The 26,710-nt window shown below is 60.1% G+C and carries 25 protein-coding genes; 8 read left to right on the forward strand and 17 right to left on the reverse strand.

What is annotated here, in order from left to right; genetic code table 11:
* Positions 1-606: 606 nt before the first annotated feature.
* Both C443_RS02300 and C443_RS02305 read right to left on the reverse strand, forming a co-directional pair.
* The gene (locus tag C443_RS02300; RefSeq protein WP_005533419.1) at positions 607-870 is read right to left on the reverse strand and encodes a HalOD1 output domain-containing protein; all 264 of its coding nucleotides are present in this window, start codon (positions 868-870) and stop codon (positions 607-609) included.
* Between the two features lie 70 nt (positions 871-940).
* On the reverse strand, positions 941-4,099 hold the full coding sequence (locus C443_RS02305) for a GAF domain-containing protein (RefSeq protein ID WP_005533421.1): 3,159 nt from the start codon (positions 4,097-4,099) through the stop codon (positions 941-943).
* Between the two features lie 547 nt (positions 4,100-4,646).
* On the opposite strand from C443_RS02305, the gene rdfA reads away from it, so the two are divergent.
* The 6 genes from rdfA (at position 4,647) to C443_RS02335 (ending at position 11,115) form a co-directional block, all read left to right on the forward strand.
* Positions 4,647-5,294 (forward strand): rod-determining factor RdfA, encoded by a 648-nt coding sequence (rdfA, locus tag C443_RS02310; RefSeq protein WP_005533423.1) that lies wholly within the window; start codon positions 4,647-4,649, stop codon positions 5,292-5,294.
* Positions 5,291-7,081 carry an archaea-specific SMC-related protein gene (locus C443_RS02315; protein ID WP_005533425.1) on the forward strand — a complete coding sequence of 597 codons (1,791 nt, stop codon included), beginning with the start codon at positions 5,291-5,293 and terminating at the stop codon, positions 7,079-7,081. Before rdfA ends, C443_RS02315 begins: the two co-directional genes overlap by 4 nt.
* A gap of 157 nt (positions 7,082-7,238) precedes the next feature.
* Positions 7,239-8,063, forward strand: a complete 825-nt coding sequence (locus C443_RS02320) for a hypothetical protein (protein ID WP_005533428.1) — start codon at positions 7,239-7,241, stop codon at positions 8,061-8,063.
* A gap of 407 nt (positions 8,064-8,470) precedes the next feature.
* Entirely contained in the window at positions 8,471-9,319 is an 849-nt protein-coding gene (gene nadE, locus C443_RS02325; protein WP_049943831.1) for an NAD(+) synthase, read from the forward strand.
* Positions 9,320-9,463: 144 nt separating this feature from the next.
* Entirely contained in the window at positions 9,464-9,661 is a 198-nt protein-coding gene (locus C443_RS02330; RefSeq protein ID WP_005533432.1) for a hypothetical protein, read from the forward strand.
* A 119-nt stretch (positions 9,662-9,780) separates the two neighbouring features.
* Entirely contained in the window at positions 9,781-11,115 is a 1,335-nt protein-coding gene (locus C443_RS02335) for a 5'-deoxyadenosine deaminase (protein ID WP_005533434.1), read from the forward strand.
* Positions 11,116-11,143: 28 nt separating this feature from the next.
* Here the strand turns inward: C443_RS02335 and phnE are convergent, their stop codons facing one another.
* The 6 genes from phnE to yqeC form a co-directional block, all read right to left on the reverse strand.
* On the reverse strand, positions 11,144-12,022 hold the full coding sequence (gene phnE / locus C443_RS02340; RefSeq protein ID WP_049943832.1) for a phosphonate ABC transporter, permease protein PhnE: 879 nt from the start codon (positions 12,020-12,022) through the stop codon (positions 11,144-11,146).
* Entirely contained in the window at positions 12,015-12,836 is an 822-nt protein-coding gene (locus tag C443_RS02345) for a phosphonate ABC transporter ATP-binding protein (RefSeq protein ID WP_049943833.1), read from the reverse strand. Before C443_RS02345 ends, phnE begins: the two co-directional genes overlap by 8 nt.
* Positions 12,833-13,708, reverse strand: coding sequence for a phosphate/phosphite/phosphonate ABC transporter substrate-binding protein (gene phnD, locus C443_RS02350; protein ID WP_005533440.1), 876 nt, complete (start codon positions 13,706-13,708; stop codon positions 12,833-12,835). Before phnD ends, C443_RS02345 begins: the two co-directional genes overlap by 4 nt.
* A gap of 89 nt (positions 13,709-13,797) precedes the next feature.
* Positions 13,798-14,178, reverse strand: a complete 381-nt coding sequence (locus C443_RS02355) for a Rid family detoxifying hydrolase (protein WP_005533442.1) — start codon at positions 14,176-14,178, stop codon at positions 13,798-13,800.
* A 32-nt stretch (positions 14,179-14,210) separates the two neighbouring features.
* Positions 14,211-14,828 carry a nucleotidyltransferase family protein gene (locus tag C443_RS02360; protein WP_005533443.1) on the reverse strand — a complete coding sequence of 206 codons (618 nt, stop codon included), beginning with the start codon at positions 14,826-14,828 and terminating at the stop codon, positions 14,211-14,213.
* Between the two features lie 42 nt (positions 14,829-14,870).
* Positions 14,871-15,656: a selenium cofactor biosynthesis protein YqeC gene (gene yqeC / locus C443_RS02365; RefSeq protein WP_005533444.1), complete on the reverse strand. Its 786-nt coding sequence runs from the start codon at positions 15,654-15,656 to the stop codon at positions 14,871-14,873.
* Between the two features lie 94 nt (positions 15,657-15,750).
* Between yqeC and C443_RS02370 the strand changes: the two genes are divergently transcribed.
* Together C443_RS02370 and selD are read left to right on the forward strand one after the other, a co-directional pair.
* Positions 15,751-15,999 carry a sulfurtransferase TusA family protein gene (locus C443_RS02370; RefSeq protein ID WP_005533445.1) on the forward strand — a complete coding sequence of 83 codons (249 nt, stop codon included), beginning with the start codon at positions 15,751-15,753 and terminating at the stop codon, positions 15,997-15,999.
* Between the two features lie 2 nt (positions 16,000-16,001).
* On the forward strand, positions 16,002-17,042 hold the full coding sequence (gene selD, locus C443_RS02375; protein WP_005533446.1) for a selenide, water dikinase SelD: 1,041 nt from the start codon (positions 16,002-16,004) through the stop codon (positions 17,040-17,042).
* Between the two features lie 17 nt (positions 17,043-17,059).
* Here the strand turns inward: selD and yqeB are convergent, their stop codons facing one another.
* From yqeB to C443_RS02420, 9 genes are all read right to left on the reverse strand, one after another.
* Positions 17,060-18,640 carry a selenium-dependent molybdenum cofactor biosynthesis protein YqeB gene (yqeB, locus tag C443_RS02380; protein ID WP_005533447.1) on the reverse strand — a complete coding sequence of 527 codons (1,581 nt, stop codon included), beginning with the start codon at positions 18,638-18,640 and terminating at the stop codon, positions 17,060-17,062.
* Complete coding sequence (locus C443_RS02385) at positions 18,637-18,882, reverse strand: hypothetical protein (RefSeq protein WP_005533448.1); 246 nt, start codon at positions 18,880-18,882, stop codon at positions 18,637-18,639. Before C443_RS02385 ends, yqeB begins: the two co-directional genes overlap by 4 nt.
* A gap of 2 nt (positions 18,883-18,884) precedes the next feature.
* A complete protein-coding gene (locus C443_RS02390; RefSeq protein WP_005533449.1) occupies positions 18,885-19,238 on the reverse strand; it encodes a DsrE family protein in 354 nt (117 codons plus the stop codon).
* A complete protein-coding gene (locus C443_RS02395; protein ID WP_005533452.1) occupies positions 19,235-19,606 on the reverse strand; it encodes a DsrE/DsrF/TusD sulfur relay family protein in 372 nt (123 codons plus the stop codon). Before C443_RS02395 ends, C443_RS02390 begins: the two co-directional genes overlap by 4 nt.
* A gap of 103 nt (positions 19,607-19,709) precedes the next feature.
* Positions 19,710-22,187, reverse strand: a complete 2,478-nt coding sequence (locus C443_RS02400; RefSeq protein WP_005533454.1) for a xanthine dehydrogenase family protein molybdopterin-binding subunit — start codon at positions 22,185-22,187, stop codon at positions 19,710-19,712.
* A complete protein-coding gene (locus tag C443_RS02405; RefSeq protein WP_005533455.1) occupies positions 22,184-22,753 on the reverse strand; it encodes a (2Fe-2S)-binding protein in 570 nt (189 codons plus the stop codon). The genes C443_RS02400 and C443_RS02405 overlap by 4 nt, the downstream gene beginning before the upstream one ends.
* Before the next feature lie 126 nt (positions 22,754-22,879).
* Entirely contained in the window at positions 22,880-25,330 is a 2,451-nt protein-coding gene (locus tag C443_RS02410; RefSeq protein WP_005533458.1) for a xanthine dehydrogenase family protein molybdopterin-binding subunit, read from the reverse strand.
* Entirely contained in the window at positions 25,323-25,901 is a 579-nt protein-coding gene (locus C443_RS02415) for a (2Fe-2S)-binding protein (protein ID WP_005533460.1), read from the reverse strand. The genes C443_RS02410 and C443_RS02415 overlap by 8 nt, the downstream gene beginning before the upstream one ends.
* 209 nt (positions 25,902-26,110) lie before the next feature.
* The coding region (locus tag C443_RS02420; RefSeq protein ID WP_005533462.1) for a M20/M25/M40 family metallo-hydrolase at positions 26,111-26,710 on the reverse strand (600 nt) is incomplete at its 5' end.

Genomic DNA, 26,710 nt, shown 5'->3' on the forward strand with positions numbered 1-26,710 from the left:
CCGTATTCCCGTTCTTCGTTGACTGACCACAGTCTGTATATAATCCTTCAGTTTATGACCTCCGGAATTATTTGGTGTACTACATGACTCAATCACAACGACCTGCAATAAATAAAAACAAACCTGCATGTGAAAGCGCAGTACAGTGTGTTATTGTTCGGATCGGTACAGCCCTCTATTTTATTACTACGAAACTCCGAACCTTTTCGTATTATTATTGATACATATATTAGTACTACGCTATCGAATTCCAACGAGAATAGACAGAAACTGCATAGCATCCTATTAATAATACATCGTGATTCTGCGGTACTACCTCTGCTCTTTGGTTCACGAGGTTGCTGACAGTCGATCTAGTGATGATTCCTTGGAACCACATCTGCAGTCGTGATCGTAATAATATATCTGGATTATTTTGATCTGTAGCAGAAATATCGTCAACTAGTCCGGTTGAGAGCCTGACTGTTTGATGATTGCTCTACAAATTCGCTCATCCGAATCTACGGCTTCAGTATTGCTCTCCCGCATCTTCTCCGCAGCATGCTCTCTTACCGGAGGCTTCTCATCATCCGCTTACTTAGGAACTAGTAGGAAGGTTATAGCCGGTTACGTTGGCGTGATCTCGATGGTCTCGCTGTCTCGAATCCGAACGGTGTACCCACTGTATGTGAAACTAATCTGAATATCGTCGTTGGTCTGCCCTGCGACAAGTGTATCAAGGGCATCCGGGTCGATTTGGTTGTACAACGGTGGGAGACTGGTTTCCGTTACGGATTCTTTAGCTGCTATAGCGGTCACAATCGCTTCACTCGGTGATTCGTACTGGTTTGCCCAAAAGACAGTTTCTGTCTCGTTCCACTCCAGACTCATTGTTTCTTACATGAACACACTCCCGTATCAGCATATACTCTATCAGACTAGCAAACTCAGATGACAGGCGCTATCTATCTAGATGCTGGGTCGTTCCCCCTTCGCTAAACAACTGTTCTAGGAGCTTCCGGATAGCTACCCGAAGGTGGTGGCTGAACGTCGGCTGTGAAATATCGAGCGTATCGGCGATCTCTTGACCGGTCTTGTCACGGGGTGATTGGTAGAATCCGCTATAAAAGGCTGCAAGCAGGACCTCGAATTGGCGGGGGGTTAGCTGTGCTGTCAATTCTGAGTGAAATGACTCACGAGTTTGAACACCACGTTCCTGCTTGTGGCGGCCTACCAGCTCGATGTCCGGACATGAACGCCGTAATTCAGCTATGAGTTGGCGAATGTCGACCGTCTGTGGGACCTCGAGCTGAATCTCCAGAGTCTTACCGTCAGATCGGATTAATTGCGGGGCTCCTCCTTGTTCGGCGACTGTCAGTGCGAGTTGTGTACCCGATACTGTTGCTTCGAACAAGCTCGTGTCTTCTGTGTCAGTTAAACATTCTAATCGCTCGATCCGAGGGAGGGTGTCCAAACATGCTTGCAAGTCATCTGATGGAGCGTCAGTGCTGAAAAACACGATGCAACTGGTGTCCCCCTGTGGGACGATACCCTCAAATGTGACTTCTGTATCGACAACGCCCGCGATCCGATGAATGATATCGTCGGATTCCATTGCTTCTAGCTGGAGTTCGACAGCCCGATCCGCCACGAGTCCTTGCTTCGTCTCAATGCTGTTAATGGCGTATCCGACGGTCTCACTCACCTCTTCGAGCACTGACTGTGTCGGCAAATCGAAAACATCCGGCGTTTTCGCGTACACGGTCAGGATGCCGTAGGAGAGTTGCTGATAGCTGAGTGGGATGCTGACGACTGACTGGAACCCCCGTTCCAGTAGCCGCCGTTGCCACCCTTTCCCCCTGAGCCCGTCCGCGATGTTGTTGTTCAGCGTCTGTTCGTTAGTCCGGGCTGTCTGGACTGCTGGTGGAGGCGGCGTCTCATTGGAAGGTGTGCGGGATTCCTCCAGAAAGCCACGGTCGGTTCCTGCCCACGTCCGTGGCGTGACTCGGTCGGTATCGGATTCGTATTCCCCGATCCACGCAAACGAACAGATGTCGGACGCGACCAACTGGTCACACACTGTTTGCTCTATTTCTGAGCGACTATCTGCCCTGAGCACTCGCTCGTGAATTTTCTGACTCAGCTCTGTCAACTGGTTCATCTGCTCAAGCTGAACCGTCTGTTGCTCCAAGTCGCGCTGTCTGTCTTCAAGTTCTGTCTCGTAGGTCAGCCTATCGAACGCCGTTCGAATCGTCGCCCCGAGTAGTTCGGTAATTCGACGGGTCTGAGTGTCGAACTCGCCGCCGATCGTGTCGCCCGCTCGAAGCACTCCATGGTCGCCCAGCGGGACAAACACGGCCTTTCCATCAGTCATCGCGTCCTCGCCCGAGGCCGAGTTTCCGTCGCAAACGATAGTTTCCTCGGTGAAAAAGGCCGAACTCACGAAGCTATCACCGTCTGCTGGGATGGCTTGTTGCTCCTCGATCTCTGTGGCCGAAAGCGGGCGAAAGGTGTTCGTATCGCTATCGAACGCGTACAGCACGACCTCAGGGAGACCGATGATATCCCGGGTCCGCGAGACGACAATTTGAGCGGCTTCCTCCTCTGAAGTCACACCCAAGAGATCTGTCGCCGTTTCATACAACTGTGTAAAACCCATCTCAGCCCGCTGTGTCTGTAGTTCGTTTCCTATCCACTTGCTCAGAAGGTCGACGAGTGTCACGTCCCAGTCTGAGAACTTTGACCCGCCCGCCCCGGACCCATAGAAACAGAGCGTCCCGTATATGCTACCACCCACAGTGAGTGGCGTTCCGAGATATCGATTGACTTCGTCATCCCATATATGGTCTCGGTCAGATTCGCCGCATTCGGCATTGACGTCTGTCATCACGACCGTCTCCTCGTTCGCGATAGCTTTCGCACAGGGGGTTTCCGACAACGGAATCGTTCCGCCTGAAAAAATCGTTTCGTCAGGTGTCTGGAGCACTTCGAAATCGTATTCCATCCCGTTGACGTGAGAGAGTGTCGCGTACTCGGTTCCGAGCACGCTGCGACCGACTTGCATGAGATCCGCTATCTGTTCCTGTAGTGCCCCGTCCCGCGCTGTGAACACTTCGGTAATTGTTCGCAGGACTTCCTCCCGCATTTCGAGTTCGGCACGCGTTGCGGTTGAATAGAGACCATCGGCGACAATCTCCGCAAGCTCTGTCAGCACTGTCTGCTCCGCCTCGTCAAACGCGAAAGGCGTGTCCGCGTATATCGAAACCACACTCTGTACTGATCCCGTGTACTGAATCGGGAGAACAATCATCGACTGGAACCCGTACTCCGATGCGAGTTCGTGCCAGGGCTGGACAGACGATTCAGTCCGGATATCTGACGCTACCTGCTGCTCGCCGGTTTCGATCGCATGGCCAAATGGTCCGTCATCAAAAACTGAGCGGCCATAGCGAGAGAGCATCGCTTCGACGTATTCGAGTGCGTCGCCACCGCCCGCGGTGGGGACGATATCACCCGCCTCGTTTTTTTCGCCGATCCAGGCGAACTGGTAGGCATCCGAACTGGTCAGAATTTCACAGACAGCCTCCTTGATCTCCTCGGCTGTTGACGCCTTCAACACTTGGCGATTTATCTCTCTGAATAGTGAATTAATCCGCGAGAGCCGCGCTGTTTCTCGTCGGAATCGGTGTGATTCCACCGCGTTCTCTATCCTGTTTGTGAGCACCGCGTACTGCTCTGGCCCGCCGCCCTTGACGAAGTAATCGGTGACGCCGGCTGAAACCGCTTCGCTGGCGAGTTTCTCACTTCCTTGTCCTGTCAACAAGATAAATGGGAGATCACCGTTAGACTGTCGCACCGTTTCTACGAATTCAATCCCGTTAGCTTCGGGCATCTCGTAGTCACTGACGATACAGTCGATCGACTCGGAATCGAAGTAGCTGAGCGCATCCTCGACGCTTGCGGCCTCGATGACCTCGATACGGTTGTTCTCGTGTTCCAACAGTTCCGCCGTCGTCTGTCGAAACTCTCCGTAGTCATCGACTAACAGAACCTTGATTTTCGAGGCTGCCGTGCCACTATCCGTTGGTGCCGGTCCAGTCTCACCGGCCAACTTCCGCATACTACACTACTTACGCGACAGTCCGTATAAACGTTTGACTTGGTTACAATGCTGCCATGGCTCTACGTCCGTTAGCGGTAACCGTCTCTCGCGAGGAATTTGATCTGCCCCAAGTTAGTGGGTAGCTCATATTTTACAATATGTATGGATATTGTGTCCTCCGCACTAGTGATTTCACCCTTACTTCTATAGAAGGTTATATATCTAGCAGACTTGCATGTTTTAAAATATTACTTTTCACTCACATTATTTTGCAGACACATTAGCGCTGAAATGCATATTATAGAGGTATTGGCTGAAAAACCGAATTTAATTCTACGTGTGAGTATCGTATAATCGTTTCTTCTAAATATCATATTTAGACAATGCTTCAACAACCAACATAAATATGATAGTATAATAATTTTACAAATACACCCCTCTCTTCAACCGTGGTAGCCTATTTTAAAAGTACACACTAAGTGTGTATATTTTTGCAGGATACACCTATACTGCGCGTACACTGGCCGTCAAAAACTATTACTGAGAAGGCCGAAGAAATTGAACAATGGCTGCTGACTCCGGTTGCAAAGTAGACGCGGTTACCGACAAGTACGGGTTGGCATCGGCAGACCCAGTCTACGAATCCCTTGACGATGGCCTACTCGCACGCTGGACGGGCGCTGATGACCGAACCGAAATGGGGTATCGGTCGCTGACAGCGTGGTTCAACAAACGACTCCTCAAACAGGTTTACACCGAACACGGTCGTGAATCCCTTGATACCCGTATAAACAGTGACTACGAGACGTTACGGGGCGACGACGACTTACAACGGGACGAACTCATCGAGCGACTGCAAGCTACGGGTATCCCGGGAGCGTCGCTTCACGACGATATGGTGTCGTGGGGAACGATGCGAACGCACCTCAACGACTGTTTAGACGGTCAAAAAGAGGCCAGAAAGGCGACAACTAACTGGGAGCAGGAGAGCGTGGCAACGGCCAAAACAGTCGTCGAACGGAAGGCCGAAACGGCACTGTCCTCGCTCGCAAAGAAGGGTGATATCGACGGCGGTGACACCGCGGAGATAGAGGCTCAGATACAACTCGGATGTCCAGACTGTCCGACTCGCGTTCCGTTCGATGTCGCACTCGAGCGTGGGTACGTCTGCAAGCAACACCGGAGCGCCGATTTGTCAGCACACAACTCATGACCTGGAACATCGAAATCGAACGAATCGCGGGTATAATTGACGGGTCAGCGACGATAGAGCCAGGATTGAACGTCGTCCGTGGCTCGAACTGGCAAGGGAAATCGAGCTTCATCGAATCCATCAAGACGGCCCTTGGCACCTCTACTGAACTGACTGAAGGGGAAGACAGCGGTGCGGTGCATCTCGAAACGCCAACTGGTGCCTACGACGTGACACTCACCCGTGAGAACGGTACCGTAGTCGGGCATGGCGAACCGTACCTCAGCGACGAGTACGACGTGATCCGTGCTGAACTGTTCGCGTGTTTGGACGAGCGTAACGAAGTCCGCCGCGCTGTCCGGACGGGAGAGAACCTCGAGGACGCGCTGTTGCGGCCGCTCGACTTCCAGAATATCGACTCACAGATCGAGACGTTACAGCGGGAGCGCGAACAGATCGAAACGGAACTCACGCAGGCACGTGAGGCGAAAAAGCGGATTCCCAGCGTGCAAGAGAAAGTGACACGGCTGGAAGACGAGATCGAAGACCTGCGGGCCAAACGCGAGACGATCGACAGTGGGGCAGGAAGCAATGACGACTCGGAGTCGGTTCGCCGTCAACTCAGTCAAGCACGGACTGAACAGAACCAGGCCAAAAACCGCGTCGAACGACTTGAGCAGAGCATCGAGCGGACGGAACAGCGCCTCTCGGAACGTCAGGACGCTCTCGATGCTCTCGAAATTCCGGAGTATGATGCTGTTGAAGACAAGCTCTCTGAGGCACGGGAGAGACTCTCACAAGTAGAGCGAGACGCCGAAGTACTGCAGTCCGTCTACTCCGCCACCGAGATGGTACTCAGCGAGGACCGGATTGACCTGCTTACCGAGGTGAAGCGCGATATCGACGAGGACACTGTCACCTGCTGGACCTGCGGCAGTGAGACCACACGAGCAGATTTGGCCGACCAACTGGACGCACTCGGCAGCGAACTCACGACACTTCGTGCCCAGAAGGAGACCTACCGAGATACCGTAGAGGAACTTGAAACACAGCGCGAGGAAATCAGTCAGGCTCGCCGGCGCAAGACCGATTTAGAGGAAGATATCGCTGAGTTGGAGGCGACGCTGGCCGACCGGAGACAGAGCCTCGACGCAGCCAGAAACAGGCTCGAACAAGCGCAGGCCGACGTGGCGCGGCTTTCCGACCGCGTTGATGCGACCGTGGCGGAACTTTCGGACGTCGAAAGTGAGATCAAGTACCGCGAGGCCGAACTCGAAGACACCGCCGACGAACTGGCGCAACTTGAAACGAGAGCGGCCCGTGTCGACACGCTCGAAACTGACCTCGAATCCCTCCGTGACGATCTCGCCGAACTTCGGAACCGGAAAGACCGGATCAAGCGTGAGGCACGGGATGCGTTCGACACGGCGATGCAGGACATTCTCTCCCGATTCGGGACGGGGTTCGAAACGGCTCGACTCACCGCTGACTTTGATATCGTGGTCGCCCGCGACGGCCGGGAAGCAAGCTTAGATGCCCTCAGCGAGGGGGAACTCGAACTTATTGGCTTTGTGGCAGCGCTGGCCGGCCGCCAGTCGTTCGATGTTGGCGACACTGTCCCGCTCATGCTCGTCGACGGTTTAGGCGGCCTTGATGACGACAATTTGCACACCCTTATTGAGTACTTACAGCAGGGAACCGAGTATCTGGTATTTACTGCGTACCCGGAATACACTGCATTCGACGGACGCGAGATCGACCCGGCCCAGTGGACTGTTGCAAACGAGAAAGCGGCCTCGGCTGACTGACCTCTTCTCAAACCGTACTCCCAGTATCGACGGCGAGTCCTTCGTACGACTGCATATCTCTGTTGCCTGAGAGCTGAACAGAATCTCATAGGTGTAATTCCAATTTTAGGACAATTATACGAAGGTGTTATTAGTTATCTGGCTTGTTTCCAATCAGATGGCGAGCATACGGGTCAAAGACTGGACGAAAGAAAAACTGAGAAAGATACGGAATGCGGAGTCACATTCGTCGTACGATTCGGTCGTCAAAACACTATTGAAAGACCGTAAAATTGCGAAGTACGCGGACGATGCGTCCAATACCTCGATAGGTGAGTTCGTCCAGTCACAGGATCCCGATATCGACAAGGCGTTCGACGATCTGACTGTGCTGGCGGAACTGGCTGGGAGCCACGACGACGTGTTGTTCCTGTGGTGTCCAAACTGCGGGAACGAACTCGTCCATCTCACAGTCGATCAGCCGCTTGGCCTCTCCGTGTTTGAGATGGAGTGCCAGCGGTGTCTTACCCATCTTGATAGCCAAGCCATCGTCGCTATCGAACTGCGGTATCCAATCGAACAAAAGATGATCGAGGGACAGCTCCAGGCGGACCTCAAAGCCTGCGTGATGGACTACTGGGATCGAACACTGGAGGCGGCAGCTACTGAGTCGGTCGAAACAGAGCCTTCTGCTGCCCGTCTCGTGTGGCAGTTCGACCAGTACCACAAGCAGTTCGACTGGGACTGGCCGACGGATGTCCCGACTGTCAGCTTCGTCCCCGGCGTCACGTATTGCAACACGGTGACTGACGAGCGAATCGAAGCTATCGAAGCTGTCTCAGAGAACCGGAATACGATGGATTCCTATAAAATCAGACGCCACACTGCAGACGGCGATGTCATTTCGGACCAGCTTGACAGCAGTACGATCGTCGACTGGATTGTCAACCGTGAACTGGTCGTCACTGAGCAGTCCATGGGAACGACCAAACTCGCGACATAACGAATCGCGATGCCAACTGTCCTGGCTTATTGCTGGTGACGCGGTCTGAGCTTCAGAACATGATTTGCTGGGTGCCGAGATAAGCGGCCAAGTAGCTCTCTCTGAAAGTGTCTTTCCGCCCGACACCGATTCTAAAGAATGTACAATATACTGTGTATAGTGAAGCACTTCTCATATTATCGGCCCGAATTGGGTTGAAATTGCTTAAACGCTCCCGATGTAATTTTGAATAATCACTGGTAATATATAAGGTGTATCGAGGCTACCGAAGACACCCATGACGTTTGTCGACAACAGTTATACCGCACCAGTGACCTACGTAACAGTATGATTAGGCCGGTTGTATGCATGCGTTTGGTTAGTCGCATCTCCGAGCGTGCCGTGGGTAGCGGGGGAGGAGAGAAGCTGTGAGTAGAGCGACGCACCCTCACACGCTCAAACTCCCGCGTGAGGAACACGGATTGGCGACGTCGACGGCAGCGACCAGACGGATACAGGGACTCCTTCCAGTGTTTCTGGAGAACAAGATCACGGAGGCGGAGGCCAACGGACTGGTCGTTCCACTCGACGGCAGCATCGAATCGACAGTTGCGGCGGCGCTGGCTGTCGACGGCATCGGGGCCGACTACGTGACTGGATTGGTGATGCCGGTGCAGCTAAGTGACGAGGGGCCTGCTCGGACGGCTGAAACCGTTGCGTCGCTACTTGACATCGACTGCCACCGGCTCAATCTGCAGCCAGTACTGACGGCGTTCCAGCGAGTCGTCGGTGAGACCGGTGGGCCGACCGACGACCTCGTGGCGATGCAAAACGCTGGCGAACGCTTCCGGATGGCGTGTAAGTACTACGTCGCAAACACCAGGAACGAACTCGTCGTCGGGACCGTTTCCCGGACTGATCGACTGCTGGGCTCCGTTGCGAAACACGGCGAGAACGGCGTTGACCTGTCGCTGTTTGGCGACCTCTATAGAACTGAGATCAAGGCTCTAGCTGATGCACTTGCAGTTCCATTGGATCTCCTCGACCAGTCACCACATCCAATGGAGCATACTGGTGCAACTGATGCGGCGGAACTGGGTATCGACCAGCGGGACCTCGACAGCATCCTCCACTTCGCGATTGATAGGGGCTGTTCGGCGTCGACGGTGGCCGACAAAGTCGGTGTTGGCGAATCTGTCGTTGAGCGAATGATTCAATGGTGTGCCAGCACGCGCCACAAACGACACACGCCACCAAAGCCCTCGATGGACAACTGATACTGTCGGCTGTACGTCTTCGTTGTCTTTCGCCACCTCGGCGGCGCAAATCTCTCGCAACACGAACGGCTAACGGTATGAGCCAAACCGTGGTGTTTCTGTGAGCAAAGCAGTTAACAGCCAGACTCCGCGATTCTCACATCCATGCAGGCCGACCCTCAGGAGATAATCGACATCGGCGACAGGCTACTGTCGGAGTACCCCGAACTGTTTACCGAGCAGTACGAGACAAACACCCGTCTCGTTCAGCGACTTGCCAGCGTGGATTCGTTTCGTACCCAAACGCGACTCACCAGATACATCACCCGTGAAAAACGGACACGGAACGGACCGCAAAGATGAGGCTACTGCGAAGCACACGCGCCACACGGAGTGCCACACGTCTGTGGCCGGATTGTCTGTACTCGGCGGCCATCCCGAGATGAGGACCTTCTTTATGTAGAGACCGTCTTGCAGGACGTATGCTACTCACTGGGACTGTCGTTGCGGATTCCGAGACCGTCTTGCAGGACGGGGCGGTCGTCGTCTCTGGGTACCGTATCGAGGCTGTGGGTCCACGTGCCGAACTCGAATCGCAGTACGCCGACCACGAACACCAGTCCTACGACGTGCTGTTGCCGGGACTCGTCGGCGGCCATATCCACTCTGTGCAGAGCCTCGGCCGCGGCATCGCCGACGATACGGAACTACTCGATTGGCTATTCGACTACATTCTGCCGATGGAAGCCTCCCTAACGGCCGAGGAGATGGAGGTCGCGGCGAAACTGGGCTATCTGGAGATGATCGAAAGCGGGACCACGACCTGTATCGACCACCTCTCGGTCGCTCACGCGGACCGTGCCTTCGAAGCCGCGGGCGAGATCGGCATCCGCGGCGTGCTCGGGAAGGTGCTGATGGACCAGCGCTCGCCGGACGGCCTGCTGGAGGACACACAGGCCGCACTAGACGAGTCCGAGCGGCTGATTCAGCAGTATCACGGTGCCTACAATGATCGGATTCGGTACGCTGTCACCCCCCGTTTTGCTGTCTCTTGTAGTGAGGCCTGTCTCCGCGGGGTGCGCGAGCTCGTGGACAAATACGACGGTGTCCGCATCCACACCCACGCTAGTGAGAACCAGAGCGAAATCGAGACGGTGAAAGAAGACACTGGGATGCGCAACATCCACTGGCTCGACGAGGTGGGTCTCACTGGGGAGGATGTCGTCCTCGCGCACTGTGTCTGGACCGACGAGAGCGAGCGAGAGGTCCTCGCAGAAACGGGGACCCACGTCACACACTGCCCGTCCTCGAATATGAAACTTGCCAGCGGTATCGCACCGATCTGGGACTACCGCGACCGCGGTATCAACGTCGCAATCGGCAACGACGGACCGCCCTGTAACAACACGCTTGACGCCTTTACCGAGATGCGACAGGCGAGCCTCTTACAGAAGGTTGACCAGCTAGACCCGACGGTGACGCCGGCAGCCGAAATCTTTGAGATGGCGACGCGAAACGGTGCGAAAGCCGCCGGCTTCGAGGAACTCGGTGCGATCCGGGAGGGATGGCGCGCTGACATTGTCGGCCTCGATACGGACCTCACGCGGGCGACGCCACTGCACGATGTGCTCTCGCATCTGGTGTTTGCGGCCCACGGCGACGACGTTCGATTCACGATGGTTGACGGGAACGTCCTCATGGAACACGGCGAGGTAACCACCATCGACGCCGACGCCGTCCGCTCTCAGGCCTCGACGATGGGCCTTGAGATGGATCTCGAAGACGCACGCAAGTCCGCACAGGAGCAGAAGCCCTGACGCGAACCTGTTGTCTCTCGCCTGACCGTCAGCCGAGTCGCGTCCGCAACCGAGATCCGAGCCAGTCGCTCGTGACGACCAGCGCAAACACGGCGAGGATGGCGGTCGATAGTTTCCCGTACTGCAACCGCTGAATGGTGATGACGAGATAGTATCCGACGCCGCCCGCACCCACGAACCCGAGGATGGCAGCCGACCGGATGGTACACTCCCAGCGGTACAGCGTGTACGAGGCGATTGTGGGCGTCACCTGCGGGACCATCCCGTGACAGACCGCCTGCAGGCGTGTCGCGCCACTTCCGGCAACTGCCTCGGTCGTCATCGGGTCCGTGTCTTCGAGGAAGTCGGCGTACAGTTTTCCCAGGACACCGGCGTTATGAACCGCAAGCGCGAGCACACCCGCAAACGGGCCGAGACCGATAGCGGTAACGAACAGAAACCCCCAGACGATGCCGGGGACAGATCGCAGAAAGCTGAGCACAGTTCGGCTGGCGTGATAGAGACCGCGTCCGACGGTGATACGGCCGGCTGAAGCGTTTCTGTACAGCGGGCCGCGATGGGTGACAGTGGCGGCACTGGTCAGACCGAGTGGGACAGCGAGCGCGACGGCGAGTGTGGTCCCGACGACGCTGATAGCCAGGGTTTCGACGACAGCCCACAGCAGGCCGTCTCGAAGGCTTCGTCCCAGCAGGTATTCACGGCTAGTCTCCGGTGGGATGCCCTCGGCGACGAACGCGGCCATCTGCTCACGAGCACCGGCGGCGAGCAGGGCCATCGGGTCCACTTCGGCGATCCACGCCGCGGCCGCCAGGATGACACAGCCGCCGAGGAGTGTCGTGAGCTGGCGTTTCGAGAGTCCGGTCGCAGCGTGCTGGGCGGCATCTGGACCGCTATATTTCTCAGACATACCGTGGAACCGGGACATCGCTCTCTTTCTCCGTTCCCGTTCGTTCGCCGTCGGTACCCGGCGTGGATGCCCCCGCCGCAAAGAGGGCATCCAGTTGGTCGTCGGCCACCGCCTGTGCGGGCGTATCAAACCTGACTCGGCCATCCGCCATGCCGACAATCCGGTCGAAGTGCTCCAGCGCCAGGTCGACCTCGTGGAGAACGGTGACCAGCAGTTCCCCGTCGAGGGCGGCGTCGAGTACGTCGATAACGTTCCGGCGGGAGCTGGGGTCGAGGTTCGCTGTCGGCTCGTCGGCCAACATGACCTCGGCATCCTGCATGAGAGCCCGTGCGAAGGCGACCCGCTGGCGTTCGCCGGCACTCAACGACTTCACGGGGACATCGGCCCGGTCGACCAGCCCGACGGCATCGAGCCGTTCGAGGGCTGGCTCGGGATGCTTGGGCAGCAGTGGCTCGATGAAGCCACGGAGCCAGGACAGGGCTCCGAGGCGCCCAGCGAGGACGTTCGACAGTGCTGTTCGCCGGTCCACGAGTGTCTCCCCCTGATACGCAAGCGTCGCGGTCGAACCCGTAATGTTGCTCCCGTCGAAGCGCACTGTTCCGACATCAGGCTGCAACGCGCCAGCTGCCAGCCTGAGAAGCGTGGTTTTGCCGGCTCCTGACGGGCCGATGACGGCGACCCGTTCACCGGCATCCAGTTTGAGCGAGACATCCCGTACCGCGACTTTCCCGCCGAATCGCTTGGTGACACTGTCGAACACAAGTCCCTGTCCTGATTGTTTGCCCTCTGGCTGCGCCGTGTGCTTGTTCCTCACCCGTCGCCTCCCCGTTCGATGCCAGCCATCTCGACGGCCGTTTCCAACGAGGTGAACGCGTCGTGGCTCACCCCGACGTACCGGTCGACAGCCTGTTGGTCGAGAATGTCCGTTCGCCCTTTCGAATCGAGGGTCGTGAACGCCCTCTGCACAGCGTTAGCTGTCGTTGCCTCCAGCGATGGGGCGACTGCCCACGGGTAATCGGGGAAACCGGGGGTCCGCCAGATCTCTTGTACCCCATCAACAGCGTCCTCTGCGCGTAGTCTGTCGTAGATGCGGGCGTTCAGTGCCCCGACGACACCGCTCGTCCGGCCGACTGTTTCTGCCGTTGCGTCGTGGGCACCGAGGTGTGTGACCTGTGCGAACGCGTCGGTGGCTAGATCGTACTCCGTCTGAAGATGGTACGTTGGCATCACGGTCCCACTGGTCGAGAGTGGGTCGCCAAACACCAGTTCGGTCTCGCTTGCGGTCTCGACTACATCTGCCATCTCTGTCAGGTCACTGCCTGACGGGGCGATGAACGCAGAGTGCCACTCCGTCTGTCCGTTCCGTGACCCCACGGCGACTGGCTTTGCGCCTGCTCGATGATGCGCCAGAATGTACGACACACCGCCGTAGTAGGCAATATCGACCTGCCCCGCGACCATCGCCTGTACCATACCGGCATAGTCAGCCGCTGTGCGTAGCTCGGTCTCGACGTCGAGTTCGGTCGCCAGATATGTCGCGAGTTCGGTGTTCTGTTCGATGGCGGTATCCGGGTCCACATCGGGCACGACACCGACCGTCAGCGTCGCCGTCGCCGTCCTTCCGAGACAGCCCGACAGCGAGAGCGCTGCCGCTATACCCAGGAATTCACGCCTCGTAGGTCGCATTACGCTGTGATGCGAGTCGCTGGGCTTGAAAGTTGTGTGCGCCACATCCCGGCTGTGTGGCCCACGACAGCAGTGCGTGTCTGTCGGCCTCAGTCGCTCGTTGCGATTGCTTCGATTTCGACTCCCACGCCCTTTGGCAGGTTTGCGACCTCGACTGCGCTCCGGGCCGGCGGCTCTTCGTCGAAAAAGCCGGCATACGTGTCGTTCATCGACTCGAAATCGTCGATGTCGTCCAGATAGACGGTCACCTTCAATACGTCACTCATCTCCAGCCCCTCGGCTGCCAGCACCGCTTCGACGTTCGATAGCGCCTGTTCCGCCTGCGTCGCTATCGGCTCGTCGTCTAGCAGGTCGCCGTCGGGCGTCATCGGAATCTGGCCCGCGGTGAACACGAGCGAGCCGTTTGTCGTCGCCTGGCTGTACGCGCCAACCGCATCGGGTGCATCGGCCGTGCTGATGGTCCGTTTCATCAGCCGAGTGTTCCACCATCAGTGTCTTAAATTTACAGGCTGTCGTGGCGGTCCGCGAACTCGGCGAGATCAGCATCGGTATCGATATCCCAGTGGACGCCGGGGTCCTCGACCTCGATGAACGCTGTCCGCTCGGTGGTCTCAATAATCTCTCGACCGCCGCGGTCGCCGGAGACTGAGGCGAGCGCATCGAAATGGCAGTTGTCGAAAAGCACCGGATTGCCCCGTCTCCCCTCGTGCTCGGGAACAACAACGGTTGCCGTTCCTGTACGGTACGCTTCGAGAAGCTCCTCGATGGTTTCGACGCGTACAAACGGCATATCGCCCAGCAAGAACAGGGCGGCGTCCCAGCCGGCCGAACGGGCAAACTCGACGCCATGTCGAACCGACGCACTCTGGCCGGTCGCGTACTCGTCGTTATGCTGAGCCGAGAGCGAGAGATCTTCCAGCGCCTCAGCGACGGCCACGCCCTCGTATCCGAGGACGGCGACAGCGTCCGACAGCGATGACTTACAGGCGGTTTCGGCTACGTGTCGAACGACTGCCGTCCCGTCGACAGTCGCTAGCAGTTTGTTACCCGACTCGTACCGCGAACTCTGCCCAGCGGCGAGGATAACGCCGCCGATTTTAGTCCGGCGCTGGCTGCTCATGCTTCCCCTCGTCTCGCAACACTACCGGCCGTTTCCCCGGATTCAGTCATCGGTGGCCCCCTCCTGCACGTCTGCCGCTGAGACCACTTCACAGACATCTGATTTGAACGACGTGATTACGCCCCGAGAACACCGCTCTGTCTGTGAAAGTGCGTGTGTGAGAACGTCTCTGGCGGTATGCTGCTGTGTTTCGGTATCCGCTTTGTTGACCAGCGGTATCACAGATGCCTCGGCCGGCGCGTTTCGGAGGCCACCCTCCGGATGCGTGAGCACTGTTCCGACAGCCGCCGCAGTAATCGTATCGCCCACACGAAGGCCGGTGATATCCTCGACTCGTTCCGGTCGATGGACCACGTCCGTCGTCAGCGCTTCACCGACGGCGGCGGCCGAGGCGACCGGGACGACGTGGCTGGCTGTGCTCGGAACGACTGGCTCCCCATCGCCAGGCGCTTTGAACTCCCGCTTGCGTGCGCCGTCAGCCTTGACGAGGAGCCAGTCGAACAGTACGGCCTCGGATAGCTCTTCCACCAAACTCGCCTCGAATCCGCGAACCTTCCGGTCGACTCGCGCCGGATCGGCTACCTCCTCGCGAGCAACGGCAACTGGCGGGTCGTGGGATTCGAGGTCGGCCCGCCACTCGTCCGGACCCGTGAGCGTCAGCGGCAGGTCAGGCGGCGGTGGCATCGCTGTCGTTGTCGTGTAACCCACGTTGTACCCCTGGTCAGTTCCCTCGACCGTCAACTGTCCCATCGCGGTTTTCTTCCCGCCAGCCCCGACAAAGGCGACAGCGGCGCTGGAACCCAAGCCCAGCGCAGCAGCCAGATCCATACGGTCGCTCCGCGGAAGACACACAAATAGCTTCCCGGGGCAACGACGTGTGGCGGCGATAGCGTTTTTGCGACCTAGTAACACACGTACCGGTATGGCCCGTGTAGACGTTCGTGGTGAAATCTGCCCCCGGCCGGCGCTCATCGTCCGGCAGGCGCTTTCGGACCTCGATACCGGCGAGACACTCGTCGTTCGAGGCGATTACCCGCCGGCCGAAGAGAACCTTCGGCGGATGTGTACGACGCACGGTATCGACGTGACGACCGCGGAGACCGCTGGCGAGTCCGACGAATTCGAACTCGAACTTCAGGTGACTGAGATGGCGTCGCTATCGGAGGCTTGAGTGTGGGAACCGACGCGGCGACTGACGATGACGACGAGACGACTCGCCTGACGGAGTACACTGAACTCCACGGCTGTTCCTGTAAAGTCGGCCAGAGCGAGCTTGATTCGCTGCTCGCCGATGCCGGCCTCTCCAGTGAGAGGGACGCGTTGCTGTTCGGCATTGGCGAGGACGCCGCTGCGCGGAAGCTTACCGACGACCTCGCGCTGGTCTCGACGGTGGATTTCTTCACACCTATCGTCGACGACCCGTACGACTTCGGCCGTATCGCCGCCTGTAACGCGGCTAGCGATGCCTTCGCCACAGGTGCGGTCGAGAATGTCGACTGCTTGGTCGTTCTCGGGCTTCCGCGAGAGCTAACTGAGAGCGCAGCGCCGATCCTCGCCGGTATGGCCGACGCGCTGGACGCGATGGACGGCGTCATTGCCGGTGGCCACACCATCATGAGTCCGTGGCCCTTCGCCGGCGGCGCTATCTCGGCGACATCGCGTCCCGACGCTTTGCTCACTTCGCAAGGGGCTAGCGCCGGCGACCGACTCTACCTGACCAAACCGCTCGGGACACAGCCGGCGATGGGGGCGACCCGCGTGACCGACGAGCAGTTCGTCGAGACGGTCACCGACGCCACTGAACGCCCGCTCGACCAAATCGAGTCGGAGGCCATTGCGTGGATGACGACACCGAACCGGGACGCGGCGCTCGCGTGCCGCGAACACGCGACAGCCGCCACCGATATTACCGGCTTCGGCCTCGCCGGGCAGAGCCGCGTGGTGGCCGCCCGCTCCAATGTCGGCATCGAACTGACGCACCTCCCGGTTATCGCGGGAACGCCCGCCCTCTCGACGCTTTTCGGATACGGACTGACTGAGGGTGAGAGCGCAGAGACCAGCGGCGGCCTGTTCGTCTCCGTCCCGCCGGCTTCGGCTGACGCCGTCGAATCGGCATTCGACAACGCCGGCGTGTTCTATCGGGCTGTCGGCCGTGTTACGGCCGGACGCGGTGTCACGATTGACGACCAGGCCATCGAAGAAGTTCGTCGCTAACGTCGATTAGGTGCCTTCTACCGCAACCGAAGCACCGCCTCCAGCACGCCGCCGCCCAGGCACAGCGCTTTGTCGGAGATCTTCGCTGGGTCGACAGACTCACCACGGGGATCGACATCGCCGAGCTTAGTGCCCTCGCTGACGCCGAGGCCACCGTGGACTAGGCCACGAACCAGCCCGTCTATCTCGGTTTCGACCGGCCTGTCACCGACAGTGCCGACCACGTCGCCGGCTGTGACACTATCGCCGATGGCGACCGCCGGGGTCCACTCGCCATCGGTCGGGGCGCGAAGCACCCGCTCGTGGGTGTAGCCGCGCCGCTCGCCGGGCTCGCCGTCGTACTCGCTCGCTGTCCCCTCGTAGAACACCCGGCCGAGCTCGTGCCCGCGGTCGGTTTCGACGACCGCGTCCACGTCTTCGCCGGCCTCGAAACCGGGCCCCATCCCGACCACCACGTCGGCATCTCCCCGACGCGTGCCGGTGTCGAACGTCCCTTTCGCCATGATGGCGTCGACGAGGACTGCGGCGTCGAGTTCGTCGGCGACGGTCGCCTCGGGGTCGACGAGTACCGGCACGACATCGTCGGCGAGCAGTCCGAGCGCCTCGTCGATGTCCGCTGCTGACCGGCCAGTGACTCCCTCAACCGTCACCTCGTTTCTGTACAGTGCAGAGCCGAAGGCGACTGCCCGCCGGACTACCGTTGGCTGTTCAACTTCAGTGACAACGACCGGAAAGCCGGCCTGCTGAAGACGGTAGACGACGCCGCTACCGAGGTCGCCGCCGCCGCGGACGACAACGAGATCGACAAGATTTAGCCGTGTCGCCCGCTCACCGGTGGCGTCGTGACGGTCCATGGTGACCTCGGACAGAATCGAGAGCGCGACGGCGGCCGGACCGCTCCCGCCGAGGTCGAGACCAACAGGCGTCCGGACCCGGCTGAGGTCCCGGCGGGCGTAGCCCGATTCGGCGAGTGAGTCGAGGACGTGGGTGGCCTTCGTCTCGCTGGCGACGAGTCCAATGTAGCCAGCCTCACCGTCCAGCGCTGCAGCGACAGCGTCTTGATCAAACGTCCCGCTCCGCGTCGCGACGGCCACCGCTGTCTCCGTCCCCATCTGCAAATCACTGAGCACGTCGCCGTAGTCGCCGTGAATTACGTCCGTTTCGTCGGGGAACTGCGCCGGGTCGGCGTACGCCTCGCGGTCGTCGACCACGGTGACGGCATAGCCCAGTCGCTCCGCCAGTGGGGCCAGCTCGACGCTGATGTGGCCGCCGCCGGCGATGTAGAGCTGTGCCTGCCCGCGAACACGGTCGATGAACACGTCCATCTCGCCGCCACAGACCATGCCCGTGTTGCCGCCGCGTTCGAGTTCGTACGTCCGGACGCCGGGGTCGTCGGCCCCGGCGAGTACCGACCGGGCGTCCTGTGCAGCGAGGTGCTCGACCGTGCCGCCGCCGATGGTCCCGTACTCGTCGTCGTCGGTGACGATCATCTTGTCCCCCACGTCCCGCGGTGCGCTGCCGTCCTTACGGACGATTGTCAGGAGCGCTGCCGGCTCTCCCCGGCCAGCCAGCTCGTCGAGTCGTTCGAACAGGCTCATACGAAGCTCTTGACCTCCTGTTCAACGAGGCTCTCGACTACGGCGTCGTAGGATATCCGGTCGACATCCGGCGGTAGCGAGACGCCACGTACGTCGACGTCTCTGGCGACTGCCGAGACGGGTGCGTCGATATCCGGTTTGAGGTAGACGCCGTCCTGAATCAGGACGACGTGTGCCTCGGGATCGCCGGCGGCAGTACGCAGTCCGATTTCTGCCATCGGTTTGTCGATGAGATATAGCATTGTCAGAAGTCCAGTATTCGGTCGGCGTCGCGGATGCAGGCAGTGACACGGTCGTCGGACCAGACCGCCACATCGTCGGCGATTTCGCCTTCATCTACGCCGCGATCGGCCATCGATTCCCTGTCTGCGACCATCTGTCCGTCCTGTTCCTCGAGATCGTCGACGTGCCCGCTCATGTTGAGTGCCTCACGGTCGACAGCATCCCGAGCGCCGTACACACCGTCCTGCGTGAATAGCACGGTCACGTCGTGCATGTCGAAGCCGGCCGCGACGCCACGGGCGGCACGAAGCCCCTCCGGAATGTGGACTCGGCCGTAGGGCGCACGGGTGAGCAACACGACAACATCTCGTTTCATAGCGAAACCACCCGGTCGGCCTCGCCGATGATGTCCGCGAGGTCCGGAAGCAGCCCGACTTCGACGCCATCAGGGTAGTCGGCCGGTGCATCGATCCCGCGTGCGTCGACACAGAGCCCACAGCAGATGACTTCCGCGCCGTCCGCGATGAGCTCTTGGAACTTCGCGGTCGGCATCTCGTCGTACAGCCCGCTATCCGAACAGCCGGGCAGGGTCTGGTCCGCGACGGGGACGAGCGCGCCGTCGAGGTAGTGGAAGTAGCTCACCTCGTGGCCCTGATCCAGCGCCGCCCGCCCCAGCTCGTAGGCGGTGCGCCACCGCTCACTGTCGAAGGGACCCCCTGTCAGCAGAAAGCCGATGTACGCCATACTGTCGAAATTTCCCCGAACAGCTCTTAATAGTTTGCTCGCCACAATCAAAAACACTCCGTGTGTGATATTAACTGGGACAAAACTGCCCGAAACTAACCAATCAATCGTCAGCAGACTGCTCGTCCAGTGCCGTCTTCACATCCTCTGCAGTGAACGGCAACTCGGTCAGCCGAACACCGACGGCGTCGCGAATCGCGTTCGAGAGCGCCGGTGGGACCCCGTTCGTCGGGAGTTCCGCGATGGACTTCGCGCCGAATGGACCCGTTGGCTCGTGCGTCTCGACGAGAACCGTCTCCATTTCGGGGTGGTCCGTCGTCCGCGGCATCCCGTACTGGCGAAAGCCCAGTACCTCCGGGTTCCCCTCCTCGTCGAAGGTCAGGTCGCCGCTCGTGGCGTATTCGAGGCTCATGTGCTCGCCGCCCTCTATCTGGCCCTCGACCAACGCAGGATTGATCGCGACCCCGCAGTCCGCCGCAAACACCAGCTTGTTGAGTTCGTACTCGCCGGTCTCCGTATCGACAGTCACGTCGACGAACTGCGCACCGTAGGGTGGTGGGCTCTCGTCGGTCGAGTGGTTGCCGTCCCCGAGGATGTGTTCGCGCTCGTCGTCGCCGTACGTGGCCTCGTAGCCGATTTCTTCCAATGATACGCTGTTCCCGGTCTGCTCACTGTACACGCAGCCGTCGCCGGTGTCGAGCGCTTTCGGCGGCTCGTCGAGCAGTCTCGACCCCCACTCCAGCAACCGCTCTTTCGCGTCCTCGGCGGCGTTCTTTACCGCGCGGCCGCTGATGTACGTCGTCGAGGAGGCGTACGCGCCGTAGTCGAACGGCGTCAGGTCGGTGTCGGCGGCGATGACGACGACATCTTCGGGAGTACAGCCCAGCACCTCGGCGGCGATCTGGGAGAACATCGTGTCCGCGCCCGTGCCGGTGTCGACGCCGCCGACCTGCAGGTGGAAGCTCCCGTCCTCGTTCATCTGCACCTGTGCCGCGCCGAGTTCCTTCCCCGCGACCCCGCTCCCCTGGGCGATGAGCGCCATTCCGACCCCGCGCTTGTGATGGTCTTCGTCGGGTTGTTCGATGCCGTCGTAGTCGATGGCTTCCTTCCCGCGTTCGACACATTCGCGGATGCCACACGAGCGAATCGTCCGGGTGAACCGGTCACCGTCTTTCAGAATCGCGACGCTCCGGTCGAGGTCGCCCTCGCGGACCGCGTTCTGCAGGCGGAACTCGATTGGGTCGAGGCCGAGGCGACGGGCTACCTCGTCCATGTGCGATTCAACGGCGAAATGCCCCTGTGGCGCGCCGTAGCCCCGCATGGCCGCCCCCATCGGGAGATTCGTATGGACCACATCTCCGGAAAAGCGGACGTTCGGAACCCGGGGATAGAGTGGGAGCGGCTTCGTTCCGACGTTATTCGCGACGGTCATGCCGTGGGTGCCGTAGGCCCCCGAGTTCGACAGCGTGTAGAGGTCCATCGCCTCGATATCGCCGTCGTCCGTCACTGCGGTCCGCATCTGCATCTGCATCGGGTGTCGAAAGCGAAGCGCGGTGAACTCCTCCTGACGGCTCATCTCCAGTTTGACCGGCCGGTCGGCCGCTAGGTGCAGCGCGAACGTTATCGGCTCGATTGCCATCTCCTGTTTCGACCCGAACCCGGCACCGATGCGGGGCTTCTTCACCCGCACATCGCGAATAGGCACGTCGAACAGGTGCGCTATCTGGCGACGGGTGTGAAAGGGAACCTGTGTCGCCGTGATGAACGTGTGCCGGTCGTCCTCGTCCGTGTAGGCGATGGTCGTGTGCGGTTCGGGAACGCAGTGAGACTGATACGGTGTCTCCCACTCCGTCTGGATGACGTGCCGTCTCTCGTCGTCGCTCGCCTGCTCAAACGCCCCTGCTACGTCACCGAGTTCCCCCTCGAAGTGCGATTCGAGGTTTCGGCTGTAGTCCGCGCCCGACTGCTTGTTTTCTACGTCATCAGCCTCGAACAGTTGTGGCGCGTCCTCGTCGAGCGCTTCTTCGGGGTCGAACACGGCATCCAGCTCCCGGTACTCGATTTCGATTTTCCGTGCGGCTCGGTCGGCTGTCTCCGCGTCATCGGCTGCGACAGCGGCGACCGGGTCTCCGACGAAGCGGACGTGCTCGCGCAGCACTGTCAGATCCCACGGGCTTGGCTCGGGGTAGGACTGGCCCGAACTGGAGTACAGTTTGTCTGGAACCACGTCGTCGAACGGTGTGATGACAGCGTCGACACCATCCATCGCTTCGGCGGCGCTCGTGTCGACCGATTCGACGTAGCCGTGGGCGATGTTGCTGCGAACGACCCTCCCGTGGGCGAGGTCCGGGAACCGGTCGCGGTAGTCCGCCGTATAGCGGGCCTCCCCGGTGACGATTTTCCGTGCGTCGTCTTTCTCTTCGTCCACGGTAATGGCGTCACGCTCGGACTCGGGCTTCCGGTCGGGTTCGCGTGCCGCGCCTGTCTCTGACTCCCTGTTGGCTTCGGCTGGGTCCGATTCTTTCCTCTCTGTCCCCTCGGGTTGCTTGCTCGTCTCCCGTACCCGGTCGGAATCGCTCACTGATCGCCCTCCATGCAACCGCAGTCGGTGCGTGAACACTCGGTCACAGCGGCGGCCCCGCCGTCGTTATCGACTGCCGTCCCACCGTCGGCGGCGACGGCTGTGTCACTGTCCATTCGTTCGGCGGCGTCTAGCACTGCTTCGACGATTTTCTTGTAGCCGGTACACCGACAGAGGTTGTCCGACAGGGCTTCCCGGACCTCCTGTTCGGTCGGGTTCGGATTCGTCTCCAGCAGCGCCGTCGAGCGCATAATCATCCCCGGAATACAGAACCCACACTGCAGCGCGGTGTTGTCGACGAAGGCCTGTTGCACCGGATGCAGGTCGCTCTGTGTACCCAGACCTTCGATCGTCTCAATGGACGTGTCCTGATCTTTTGTCACCGGCTCGACGCAGGATTTTACCGGTTCGCCGTCGACGTGCACCGTACAGAAGCCGCACGCGCCAGTGTCGCATCCCCGCTTCGCCCCGGTGTACCCGTTCCGTCGAAGGACATCGAGAAGCGAATCGGATTTCGACGCGTCGACAGTCTGTTCCACATCGTTAATTTCCAGTTCGATTTCCATATGGCTCATCAGCTCGCTGGCTATGTCAGGTACATGACGAACAGAACGGTAAATAGCTATCGCGGATTTGGGATATGGCACGCCGACACACCGGCACTGTAGCCGTGACTGTCCACGCGCTCCGATTCAGATTTCACGCTCGTCCAGTTTTGACCTGATTTTCTCGGCGGTGATGGGCATCTCCCGGATGCGGACGCCGACGGCGTCACGGACGGCGTTTGACAGCGCCGGCGGGACTGTGTTGGTCGGAACTTCGGCGACCGATTTCGCGCCGAACGGACCGGTCGGTTCGTGGGTCTCGACCAGAATCGACTCGATGGGCGGCGTCTCGGTCGCCGACGGCAGTCCGTACTCGTCGAAGTCAGCGACCTCCGCCCGTCCCTCGTCGTCGAGCGTGATGCCGTCGCTGACGGCCATCTCGTAGCTCATGTGGTTCGCCCCCTCGATCTGCCCCTCGGCCATGCCGGGGTTGATCGCGACGCCGCAGTCGACCGCGACGACCAGTTTTTGCACCTCGAACTCGCCGGTGGTCTCGTCGACGGTCACGTCGGCGAACTGCGCGGCGAACGGCGGGGGACTCTCCTCGGTGCAGTGGGTCCCCTTCCCCAGGATGTGTTCGCGCTCGTCGTCGCCGTACGCTGCCTCGTAGCCGATGTCTTCGAGCGTGACCGAATCGTCGCTCGCTTCGCTGTACACAGTTCCGTCGCCGGTTTCCAGATCACCGACCGGCTCCCCAAGCAGTTTCGATCCCCAGTTGAGAATCCTCTCTTTCGCATCCTCTGCGGCCTTCTTGACCGCCATACCGCTGATATACGTCGTGGAAGAGGCGTACGCGCCGTAATCGAAGGGTGTCACGTCCGTATCGGACGATTTGACGATTATCTCCCCCTCGTCACAGCCCAGCACCTCGGCGGCGATCTGGAGGAACGCTGTGTCAGCGCCCGTCCCGATGTCGACGCCACCGACCTGCAGGTGGAAGCTCCCGTCCTCGTTCATCATTATCTGGGCGGCCCCGAGTTCGTCACCGGCGACGCCGGTCCCCTGTGCCGACAGCGCCATCCCGATGCCGCGGTGCAAGTGGTCTTCGTCGGGCTGTTCGAGGTCGTCGTAGCCGATAGCGTCCTTCCCGCGCTCTATGCACTCGTCGAGGCCACACGAGCGGATACGGCGGTTCGCTCCCTCTCCGCCCATCATCCCTGCGATCTCGTCGAGGTCACCGACTTCCATGTGATGTCGCCGCCGGAATTCGATGGGGTCGAGACCGAGGTCGCGAGCAACCTCGTCGAGATGCCCCTCCAGCGCGAGCGTGCCCTGTGGCGCGCCGTAGCCCCGCATCGCGCCGGTCTGTGGCGTATTCGTGTGGACGATATCGGCCTCGAAGCGAGCGTTTGGTACCTTCGAGTACAGCGGCATCGGCTTGCTCCCGACGTTGCCCGCGACGGTCATGCCGTGGCTGCCGTACGCGCCGGTGTTCGACAGCGCGTAGATGTCGATGGCCTTGATGTCGCCGTCTTCGGTGACGGCTGTCTTCGCTTTGACTTTCATCGGATGGCGTGAGCGCATCGCGTAGAACTCCTCCTCGCGGCTGGCCTCGTATAGGACCGGGCGGTCGGTGGCGAGCGAGAGCGCGAGCGGAATCGGCTCGATGACCATTGCCTGTTTCCCGCCGAAACCGCCGCCGACGCGCGGTTTCTGCACGCGGATGTCCCGAATAGGAATGTCGAACAGGTGGGCGAGCTGGCGGCGCGTGTGGTTGGGCACCTGCGTGCTGGTGATGAGAACGTGGCGGTCGTCCTCGTTCGTGTAGGCCAGCGACGTGTGTTTCTCGACGTTGGCGTGGGACTGCCGGATCGTCTCCCACTCGGTCTCGTGGACGTGAGTATCGCCGTCGAGCGCCGCGTCCACGTCGCCCAGTTCGCCCCCGATATGTGCCATCCGGTTGCGGTCGTAGTCGTGGCCGACGATCTCGTTCTCGACCTCACCGTCCTCGAACAACTGTGGTGCGTCTTCGTCGAAGGCGTCCTCCGGGTCGGTGACGTAGTCGTACTTCTCGTAGGACACCTCGATAGATTCGACAGCGGCGGTCGCGGTCGCCCGGTCCTCGGCTGCGACGGCGGCAATTGGGTCGCCGATATAGCGGACGTGCTCGTTCAGCACGTGCATGTCCCACGGGCTCGGTTCGGGATAGGACTGCCCGGCGCTGGTGTATTTTGCGTCCGGCACTGCGTCGGATTCGGGTGTCAGGACCGCGTCGACGCCGTCCATCGCCTCGGCCGCGCTCGTGTTGATGTCGGTCACGCGGCCGTGTGGGATGTCGCTCCGGACGACCGCCGCGTACGCGAGGTCGGGATATCGCTCCTCGTAGTCGGCGGTGTACTTCGCCTGCCCAGTCACGAGCTTCCGGTCGTCGTACTTCTCCGTCCGATGGGAGACGCTGTCGCGTTCGTCGGGGGCCTTGTCGTTGTTCTCTGGCTCGTCCCACTCCAGCGGGTGCTCCTCGGACCGCTCGTCTTCGGCAGTCTCTGACCGCGACGCCGTTCCTCCGTCGGCTTTGGCTGTCTCCTCGTCGTTACTCATCGCAGCCACCTCCACAGCAGCCGGTCGACTCGGCTCCACGCGGCGATGCACTGACCGACTGGCCGCCGTCTGCGGCGACCGACTGCTCGCCCCGCATTCGTTCTGCCGCGTCGAGAACGGCTTCGACCGGCTTCTGGTAGCCGGTGCAGCGACAGACGTTGTCGTCCAGCGCTTCTCGGACCTCCCGCTCGGTTGGGTCGGGATTCGAATCCAGCAGCGCCACCGCCTGGATCACCATCCCCGGGATACAGAATCCGCACTGGACGGCGAAGTTGTCCACGAACGCCTGCTGGACCGGGTGCAGGTCTGCCTGTGTCCCGAGCGCCGCAACGGTCTGTATCTCACTCCCGTCGGCGTCTGCCGCCTCCATCCCGCAGGCCATCCGTACTTCGCCGTCGACGAACACCTTCGATGCGCCACAGGTTCCGCCGTCGCAGCCACATTTCACGCCGATGTAGCCGTGCTGTCTCAATACCGTCGCTAGGTCGTCCGCCGACCCGGCTTCGACTGTCGTCCGCTCGCCGTTGATCGTGAGTTCGATATCCACAACGTTCCCTCCAGTTTTCGGCATGCGATACGCACACACGCCTCTTAGTGAACAACTGTACAGCACTCTCTGATATATGTATGCTTCACAGGTGTCTGATCGCAATGTTGCCAGCGAAAGTCACGGGCACGTCCCACTACACGACAACCGGCTGACACAGCCACGACAGACGTACCAGTCGATGTGTGGCGTGTGCCAAATCTGTGACAGATCCTCCTTGCGAACGAGCCTGGTTACTCGGCGGCTTTCTCCTGCACTGCGTTCAGCAGTACCTCAGTCCCGGTGACGATGTCGTCCCATTCAGTGAACTCGCTCTCGCGATGGCTGATCCCGTCGACGCTCGGGACGAAAATCATGCTCGTCGGGGCTATCTTGTTGAGGTAGTTGGCGTCGTGGCCCGCGCCGCTGACCAGCCGCGTGTACTCACAGCCGACCGTCTCGGCGGCCTCGACAACCGTGTCGATACAGTCCTGATCGAACGGGTCCGCGTCGACTCGCATTATTTCCTCGATCTCGTATTCAAGGCCTTCGCGCTCGGCCGCGTGGGCAATTTCCCGGCGGATCTGCTCGACGGCCGCGTCGACCACGGCGTCGTCGTACGAGCGGAAATCGAGCGTGAACTCCACCGTCTCGGGGATGACGTTGATGGCGTTTGGCCACACGTCGACGCTGCCGACCGTGCCGACGAGGTCCGCTCCTTCGGTCGCCGTGATCCGACGGACCGCACGGGTCACGTCTGCCGTCGCCACGATCGCGTCGTGGCGCATATCCATCGGCGTCGGCCCGGCGTGGTTCGCCTGACCCTCGAAGGTGACGTTCAGCCAGGAAAAGCC

This window comes from Haloarcula argentinensis DSM 12282 (assembly GCA_000336895.1).
Taxonomy (GTDB): Archaea; Halobacteriota; Halobacteria; order Halobacteriales; family Haloarculaceae; genus Haloarcula; species Haloarcula argentinensis.